Genomic DNA, 7,778 nt, shown 5'->3' on the forward strand with positions numbered 1-7,778 from the left:
GCCGGTCGTCAGCGGCTGCCCGCGAGGGCGAGGTCGCGCTGGACGGTCCGCCCGATGTGGCCGATCAGTTTCAGCAGGTCGGGGCAGTACACGGAGGGGTTGAGGTAGCCGCGGCCCTCCCGGTAGCGGTGCGCGTAGGCGCCGCCGCCGCAGACGTCGCGGACCGCGCACCCCGCGCAGGTGCCGGGCAGGGCCGCGCGGCCGATCTGCCGGGCGACCACGCCGGGATGCCACAGCGCGTCGTCGAGGGGGTGATCGAAGACGGTGAGGCCCGTCTCGGGCGCGCCCGCATAGGACGTCTTCAGCGAGTCGACCTGCTGGAGCGTGCCGTCGGTGTCGACGACGAGCATGGCGACCGGGGACAGCCCGACGTTCTCGCTCCGGCTCTGCCCGCCGAGCAGCACGTTCATGATCTCTTCGAACAGCCGGACGCCGGTCTCCTTGCGCGGCGCCCGGTACCAGCGGTCGAACACCGCGATGAGCCAGTCGGCGTAGGGGGTGCCGCCGCCGTCCACGGGACGGCGGGGCGGCGGGGCGGCCCACGTCCCGTGGGGGAGCAGGAAGTCGACGCGCGGCGGACCCGTCTCAAGGAGGGCCTCGTACGTCCGTATCGGATCGTTGTCGAGGTCGACCGTGCAGAGGAGCCCCCGGTAGAGCCGCCGGTGCGCGCCCGCGAGGCGGTTCAGCCCGCGCATCACCTCGGCGTGGCTCCCGCGGCCGTTGGCACGGAGCCGGTGCCGGTCGTGGCCCTCGCGGTCGCCGTCGAGGCTGACCGATACGCCCACGTCGTGCTCGTCGAGCATCGCCAGCATCGCGTCGGTGAGCAGCACCCCGTTCGTCTGGATGCTCACCTCGACGTCGCAGGACGACGGCAGGGCCGTGCGGAACCGCGCCACCGCCGCCGCGACGGCCGCCCGCCCCGCCAGCAGCGGCTCGCCGCCGTGCAGGACGATCGCCACCCTGGGCAGCGCGTGGGCCCGGACGTGCTCGGACACCCGCGCCGCCGCGGCATCGAGCACTTCGGCGGGCATCGCCGCGGGACGGTCCCGCCAAGATTGGTCGGCGCTCTCGTAGACGTAGCAGTAATCGCAGGCCAGATTGCAGCGGCCGTGGATCTTGAGAACGAACTCGGAGAACGGCACGGGCCGCCATCCGCCGGCCGCGAGCGCGGGAATGTCGAGGCCGTGAAACGGCCATTCGCCGGTTCCGGCCGCGGGCATCAGACGCGGTTGTCGAAACCCGCCCAGACACGGCGCGGGTCGCGCGACTCGTCCTGGGCGCGCCGCAGCGCGGAGTTCAGGACCGTTCCCTCGGACGCCGTCGAGGCGTCGAGTTCGCGGCGGGTGGGAGGCGTCCAGAAGGGGCCTGTGAGGCCGCCGGACTCTGATGCCCTGCCATGAGTGACCCGCACGGCCGTCTCCCCTTCTTTTCCCGCTTGTCCCGCGAATCGGAAATGCGTCGCGCTCCCTCTGTGGGCTCAGGAGCACCAGACTAGCCGCGACGCGACGATCATATGGACCCGGCGGCGTCCCGCGCGCGAATCTCGAAGAAGACGCGCCGTGGATTTCTTTGCGCCGTCCGGTCGGCCGACGGTTCTTCGGAGGTGCGGACCGGAACGCTTCGCCGAAACGCGTTCCGGCGGCGCTTGTTCTCCCGTCCATCACCGCATGCGCCGGATATGCGGCACTTCCTGGGACGGCGGGGCTGAATGTGTCCGTTGACACACTCCGCTTGCCGGAGTCGGTCGAGGGTTGCACAGTGGAGTCGGCAGCGACCACCGGTGTGAGGTGCCCGTGACGGAGACCCTGCGCCCGGCGCCCAAGGAGTGGCGGCCCGGGGGGATGTGCTCGTTCTTCCTCTGCGACATCGCCGGGTTCAGCGCCGCGTCCCGTGCCGATCCGGTGCGGGTGCGGGTGCGGAAGGCGATGTACGAGGGGCTCGACCGGAGCCTGGCGGGTGCCGGGCTGCGGCTCGACGACTGCTACCACGAGGACCGCGGGGACGGGGTGATGGTCGTCCTGCCGGCGCATGTCCGGACGGAGTTGCTGCTGACGGCGGTGGTCGACCGGCTGCGCGCGGAGGTGCGGCACCACAACGCGGCGGCGAGCGAGGCGGCGCTGATGCGACTGCGGGTGGCGGTCAACGTGGGCGAGGCCGAGTCGGACGGGCGCGGCATCGTCAGCACGGCGCTGACGCACGCGTTCCGGCTGCTGGACGCGGCGCCGCTGAAGGAGGCGGTGGCCGCGGCCGAGACGGGGATCGCGCTGATCGTCTCGCGGCGGGTGTACGACGACGTGGTGCGCCACGGGCGGGGCCTGGTCGATCCGGGCGACTACTACCCGGTCGAGGTGCGGGTGAAGGAGACGTCCGACGAGGCGTGGGTGAGGGTGCCGGGCGGCAGGCCCGTCCGTCCCGCCGGGGGGACGCCCGCGGTGCCCGAGTCGCGGATCGGGTTCGAGGTGCCGCCGGGCCCGGCCGAGGTGCCGCTGCCCGCGCTGTTCCGCGTCGTGGACGGCCTCCTGGAGATCCCCCGGCTGCGCGCCGAGCGCGGCCGTGACCAGGTGGTCGCGGCGCTGTCGCTGGAGATCGCCGGGGCGGTGCCGCGGTCGGCGGAGGCGCGCGCCGACCTGTTCGCCATCGTGCAGACGTGCCTCGACTACTCGGGCGGGTTGCAGCAGCTCCTTCAGGCGATCCAGGGGTTCGTCGGCGAGTCGATGGCGGTGCGGCGCCTGGAGCGGACGATCGCCCAGTCCCTGCTGCCGCCCGCCGACGACGCCTGGCCGGGCTGAATCAGCCCTTGGTGAGGGTGGCCATCGCGCGGTCCGGTTCCCAGTGGGCGCGCAGCGAGGTGATCCGGCCCTCGTCGTCCACGGTGTAGATCAGGACGCAGTCGATCGTCATGGTGGAGCCGTCGGGGGTCGTGGTGGTGATCGTGGCGACGTTCGCGCAGCAGGGGCCGTTGGCGAAGGAGTCGGCGACGGTGAACCGGAACCCGGAGATCGTCGACACGAAGTTGTCCCAGAAGGCCGTGATGCCGTCCGGGCCTCGGTGGCCGTCGCCGGTCGGGTCCAGGAAGGACGGTCCGACGGGGTCTTCGATGAGGGCGTCCTCGGTGAAGAGGCCCAGCCAGTCGTCCTTGCGGCCCTCGACGACCGCGGCCATCGAGGCCCGGGCGGCGCGGCGCGCCGGATGGTCGGCCTCGGGGGCGTTCCAGGTGATCGCGTCCATGGCCGAATTGTAACGTGTTCTCGTTTTATTGGACCTTGGTGATCACGCCCTCGGCGAACCGCTCCAGGGCCTCGATCTTGTCGGCCAGCGGCTGGGTGTCGGGGCCCTTGGCGTAGGGCATCCGGAAGCCGACGATCACATCGGTGACGCCCTTGTCCTCCAGCCGCTTCACGCCGTCGGGCGTGTAGGCGTCCATGGAGATCACGTGCACCTCGAACGGCTCGCCGGCCTTGCCCTCCTGCTCCCGGATGCTCCGCAGCCTGGCCAGCAGCGCGTCCAGGTCGTCGCCGCCGGCGTGCATCCAGCCGTCGCCGCGCACGACCGCCCGCCGCAGCGCCGGCTCGCTGTGCCCGCCGACGAGGATCGGGTACGGCTGCGCGGGCGCCATCTTGATCGCCGGGACGTCGAAGTGCTCCCCGTGGAACTCGAAGTAGTCGCCGGTGCTGAGGCCGCGCAGGATGTCGATGGCCTCGTCCATCCGCCTGCCGCGCCGCTCCCACGGCACGCCCATCACCTGGAAGTCCTCGGGCCAGGGGCTCAGCCCGACGCCCAGCCCGAGCCGTCCGCCGGTCAGCGCCGCGATCGACATGGCCTGCTTCGCCACCAGCACCGGCGGCCGGATCGGCAGCTTGAGCACGAACGGCGTGAACCGCAGCGTGCTGGTCACCGCCCCGAGCGCCGCGATGAGCGTGAAGGTCTCGATGAAGGGCTTGTCCTCCAGGAACTCCCTGTTGCCGTCCGCGGTGTAGGGGTAGGTCGAGTCGGACTCCTTCGGGTAGACGAGCGAGTCGGCGACCGACATGCTCGTGTACCCGGCCGCCTCCGCGGCCCTGGCCAACGGCACGTAGTACGAGGGGTCGGTCATGGCCTCGGCGTAGGTGAACCTCATGCCCAGATACTAGAACCCGTTCTAATCCCGTGCCAGGCATGATGGACGCATGATTCCCGCCGGCCTCTCGACCCGCACGTGGAAGTCGCTCGTCGCGGCGGGCGCGGAGCGGCGGTTCCGCGCGGGCGACGTCCTGCTCCGGCAGGGCGACCCGCCGTCCCACGTGCTCCTTCTGCTGGAGGGCAGGATCAAGGCGCTGCTCGCCCTCCCGGACGGCGAGATCCTGCTGCTCGCCGTGCGCGGCCCGGGTGAGCTGCTCGGGGAGATCGCCGTCCTGGGCGGCGACGACCGCTCGGCCACCGTCGTCGCGATGGACGCGTGCGTCACCCGCGCCCTCCCGGCCGACCGCTTCCGCGCGCTGGTGAGCGTCGCCGGTGCGGAGGGGGACCTGCTGCGCCATGCGATGCGGCGGCTGCGCGAGGGGGAGGAGTGGCGCGCGGAGACGGCGGCGCTGCCGGCGGGGCCCCGCGTCGTCCGGGCCCTGCTGCGCCTCGCCGGGACCGGCGCCGAGGTCGGGCTCGGCCAGCAGGAGATCGGGCAGGCGGTCGGCCTGTCCCGCGGTGTCGTCGCCGCCGAGCTGGCACGGCTGCGCGAGCTGGGCGTCGTGTCGACCGAGCGCGGCCGCACCGTCATCACCGATCGCCGCGGGCTCCGCGCCCTGGCCGCATCAGGCCGGGACTCTGTCTGATATCTGACAGAGCGTTCGGCGGGACGTCGGCAGTGTTGTGGCCATCCGCACCCATCTGGGAGGCCGCATGGAGGAGTTCCGCGCTGTCCTGGTCGTGGACGCCGAGAAGTTCAGCGCCCACCGCGACGCCGAGCTGCCGGACGTCCACTTGGAGATCCGGCGGGCCCTGACCGCCGCCTTCGAGGCGAGCGGGCTGGGGGAGACCTGGCAGAAGGCCCGCTTTGTCGAGAGCACCGGGGACGGGATCCTCGCCGTCCTGCCGCAGGAGGCGGTGCCCGCACTCGTCGCCCCGTTCGCGCGCCTCCTCCAGGACGAGCTGGCCGCGAGCGCGCCGGGGCTGCGGGCGCGCGGGCTGCGGCTGCGGCTGCGGGCCGCGCTGCACGTGGGCCTCGTGGACGACGAGCGCGCCGCCGCCCCCGCGATCTCCACGGCCGTCATCGACGCGTGCCGGCTGCTCGACAGCCGGCCGCTGCGCGACGCCCTCGACCACAGCGACCCGGAGGTCACCTTCGCGGTCTTCGCGTTCTCGCGGGAACTGTTCACCGCCTACGTCGAAGGCGGGCGCACCGCCCTTCGCGCGAGCCAGGTCACCGAGGTGGAGGCGAAGGTCAAGCAGTACGCCAAGCCCGCCTACCTGTACGTGCCGGTGCCGTCCGGGCGGGGGCGGCCGGACGGCGGCGAGAAGCCGGCCGACCCTGCCCCGCCGCCACCGGCGTCCGGGACGTCGATCAGCGGCATCACGATCAGCGGGGACGACTCCCAGAACGCGTTCGGGAACACGGTCGGCGGCGACTTCCGGCAGGAGCGGTCATGACGGCGGTCGAGGACGTCACGATCAGCGGCGACGAGACGCAGAACGCGTTCGGGAACACGGTCTCCCGCGACCTCGTCATGCACTTCCACGCCGGGCGCGGGCGCTCCCCGATGGGGCTCTCGGAGAGCGAGATCGGCGAGCGCGTCGCGGGCTACGTGCGCGCCGGGAACCACGACCTGATCGTGGACGCCCTGCGCCGCGACCGCGTGGTCGCGCTCGCCGGGGACGAGGGCGCCGGGGTCACGACCACGGCGGTCGCGGCGGCGCGGGAGATCCGTCCCGACCTGCCGATCCGCCCGTTCTCGTCGGCGGAGGACGACGCGGAGGAGAACTGGAGCGCGGACTGCGCGTACCTGGTGCGCGCGGCCGACGAGGACGACGCGTCGCGCCTCCGGTCCCGGATGGAGGTGGTCCTCGGCCGATCCCAGGGGATCGTCCTCGTCCTGGGGACTGCAGCGGAGCTGCGCCGGTTCGAGTTCCTCGCGCCGGTGCCGGTGGAGCCGCCGCCCGCCGACGCCGTCTACCGGCGCCGGCTCGACGTGTGCCGCCTCGGCAGCACGCAGTGGCCTCACTGGGAGCGCGCCGCCGAGCTGCTGAAGGGCGGCTCGCCCGCCGACGGCCGGCGGCTCGCCGACCTCGTCCTGGAGACCGGCGACGCCGCCGAGGCCGAGCGCGCCTACCTCGGGTGGGAGGAGCAGCTGCGCGGCTGGTTCGCCGACTACCCGGGCCTGCGGGACAGGACGCTGCTGATCGCCGCCGCCGCGATCACGCCGGCGAGCGAGTCGGGCGTGTACGGGGCCGCGCTGTCGCTCGCCAGGCATCTGCGCATCAACGTGGAGGGCGGCGGGCTGGCCTGGTGCCCGTCCGCCGCGCTCAGCGACCTGCTCGGCGCGGACCGCGAGGACGACCGGATCCTCTTCCGCCGGCACGGCTACGCGTCCTCGGTGCTGCGGCACGCCTGCCGCGACTACCCGCTGGTGCGGACCGACCTGCTGGCGTGGCTGTCGGAGCTGCCGACCGACGACGCCGTGGGCCTGGACGAACCGCTCCAGCGCAAGGTCGCCACCGTCTTCGCCCACCTGGCCGCGGACAACGGGATGCCCGGCTGGATCCGGCAGACGGCGTACGACTGGGCCCGGCGCGGGCAGCCGGACCTCGCCTACCTGGCGCTGGTCGAGACCTGCCTGCACCCGGTCGTCGGCGGGCGGGTGCGCAGGGTCCTCTACGAGTGGTCCAAGGAGCGGGGGACGCCGCAGACGCTGAAGCTGACGATCGTCCGGGTCTGCCAGGTGCTCGGCGGGACGTATCCGTCGATCGCCCTGACCCGGCTCAAGCACCTCGCGACGTTCGGTGACGCCCAGGTCCGCGACGAGGTCGTGGACGCGGCCATCGGCCTGACGGCCGCCCACGGCGACGAGGTCGCCAAGGCGGCACTGGCGTGGTGCGGCGCCGCGGCCGGGTTCGGCTCGGAGCGGGACGCCGCCCGCCTCGCGGGCGTGGCGCTGCGGATCCTGCTCGCCATGCCGGACGGCGTCGACCCGGTCAGGGCCGGTGCCGTCCTGGACGCCATCGGGCGGCTCGCGGTGTGCGGCGAGGGCGTGCGCACCGTGGCGCTGGCGGCGGCGCTGCGGCTGGCGGCCGTCCACCGGGCCGAGGTGCTGCGCAGGGCACTGGTCTGGGCGGACTCCGGGGCCGACCTGTCCGGGGCCGGAGGACGGCTCCCGTGGTTCGGCGCGGCGCTGTTCCTGAGGCTGGCGGGCGAGCGCGGCGCGGACGGCGCCGCGGTCGTCCTGACCGGGCCCGGCGCGGTCGAGCCCGCCGCGTGCGCGTCCCCGTGGTGGTTGCTGCTGGCCATGGAGACGGGGGCGGCGGCGGGGCTGGACGGCGTCCTCCAGGCGATGGAGCTCTGGCTCGACACGGCGGAGGCGCGGCCGGACCTGCGGCCGCGGATCGTCGCCCTGTTCACGTCCGTCGCCGTCGGCGACCCGGCGCACCGGATGCTGATGGTGGACCTCGCCCGCGCCTGGTCCGGGGTGCGCCGCAGCCGCCGGGGGATCCGGGAGGACGTCTTGATGGCGTTGCTGATGCCCGAGTGGAAGCGCCTGCTGCTGGTGTTCTGGGTGTCGGTCCGGCGGCGGGTGCTGGGGGCCGGGTAGGGC

General features: G+C 73.6%; 8 protein-coding genes. 4 read left to right on the forward strand and 4 right to left on the reverse strand.

Translation table 11 applies throughout. The features are described from left to right. Positions 1 to 8: 8 nt before the first annotated feature. Together ETD96_RS12195 and ETD96_RS12200 are read right to left on the reverse strand one after the other, a co-directional pair. Positions 9 to 1,220 carry an FxsB family cyclophane-forming radical SAM/SPASM peptide maturase gene (locus ETD96_RS12195; protein ID WP_138636429.1) on the reverse strand — a complete coding sequence of 404 codons (1,212 nt, stop codon included), beginning with the start codon at positions 1,218 to 1,220 and terminating at the stop codon, positions 9 to 11. Further along, on the reverse strand, positions 1,220 to 1,411 hold the full coding sequence (locus ETD96_RS12200) for a hypothetical protein (RefSeq protein WP_138636430.1): 192 nt from the start codon (positions 1,409 to 1,411) through the stop codon (positions 1,220 to 1,222). The genes ETD96_RS12195 and ETD96_RS12200 overlap by 1 nt, the downstream gene beginning before the upstream one ends. A 382-nt stretch (positions 1,412 to 1,793) precedes the next feature. Between ETD96_RS12200 and ETD96_RS12205 the strand changes: the two genes are divergently transcribed. Next, positions 1,794 to 2,789, forward strand: coding sequence for an effector-associated domain 2-containing protein (locus ETD96_RS12205; RefSeq protein WP_138636431.1), 996 nt, complete (start codon positions 1,794 to 1,796; stop codon positions 2,787 to 2,789). Between the two features lies 1 nt (position 2,790). On the opposite strand, the gene ETD96_RS12210 is transcribed toward ETD96_RS12205, so the two are convergent. Together ETD96_RS12210 and ETD96_RS12215 are read right to left on the reverse strand one after the other, a co-directional pair. Beyond that, positions 2,791 to 3,228, reverse strand: a complete 438-nt coding sequence (locus ETD96_RS12210; RefSeq protein ID WP_138636432.1) for a nuclear transport factor 2 family protein — start codon at positions 3,226 to 3,228, stop codon at positions 2,791 to 2,793. Between the two features lie 25 nt (positions 3,229 to 3,253). Beyond that, positions 3,254 to 4,117: a TIGR03619 family F420-dependent LLM class oxidoreductase gene (locus ETD96_RS12215; protein ID WP_138636433.1), complete on the reverse strand. Its 864-nt coding sequence runs from the start codon at positions 4,115 to 4,117 to the stop codon at positions 3,254 to 3,256. A 49-nt stretch (positions 4,118 to 4,166) separates the two neighbouring features. Between ETD96_RS12215 and ETD96_RS12220 the strand changes: the two genes are divergently transcribed. The 3 genes from ETD96_RS12220 (at position 4,167) to ETD96_RS12230 (ending at position 7,775) form a co-directional block, all read left to right on the forward strand. Next, positions 4,167 to 4,805 carry a Crp/Fnr family transcriptional regulator gene (locus tag ETD96_RS12220; RefSeq protein WP_138636434.1) on the forward strand — a complete coding sequence of 213 codons (639 nt, stop codon included), beginning with the start codon at positions 4,167 to 4,169 and terminating at the stop codon, positions 4,803 to 4,805. 67 nt (positions 4,806 to 4,872) lie between these two features. Then, the gene (locus ETD96_RS12225) at positions 4,873 to 5,619 is read left to right on the forward strand and encodes a hypothetical protein (protein ID WP_138636435.1); all 747 of its coding nucleotides are present in this window, start codon (positions 4,873 to 4,875) and stop codon (positions 5,617 to 5,619) included. Continuing rightward, the gene (locus tag ETD96_RS12230; protein WP_138636436.1) at positions 5,616 to 7,775 is read left to right on the forward strand and encodes a hypothetical protein; all 2,160 of its coding nucleotides are present in this window, start codon (positions 5,616 to 5,618) and stop codon (positions 7,773 to 7,775) included. Before ETD96_RS12225 ends, ETD96_RS12230 begins: the two co-directional genes overlap by 4 nt. Positions 7,776 to 7,778: the final 3 nt, after the last annotated feature.

Origin of the sequence: Actinomadura geliboluensis, assembly GCF_005889745.1 — a bacterium.
GTDB lineage: Bacteria > Actinomycetota > Actinomycetes > Streptosporangiales > Streptosporangiaceae > Spirillospora > Spirillospora geliboluensis.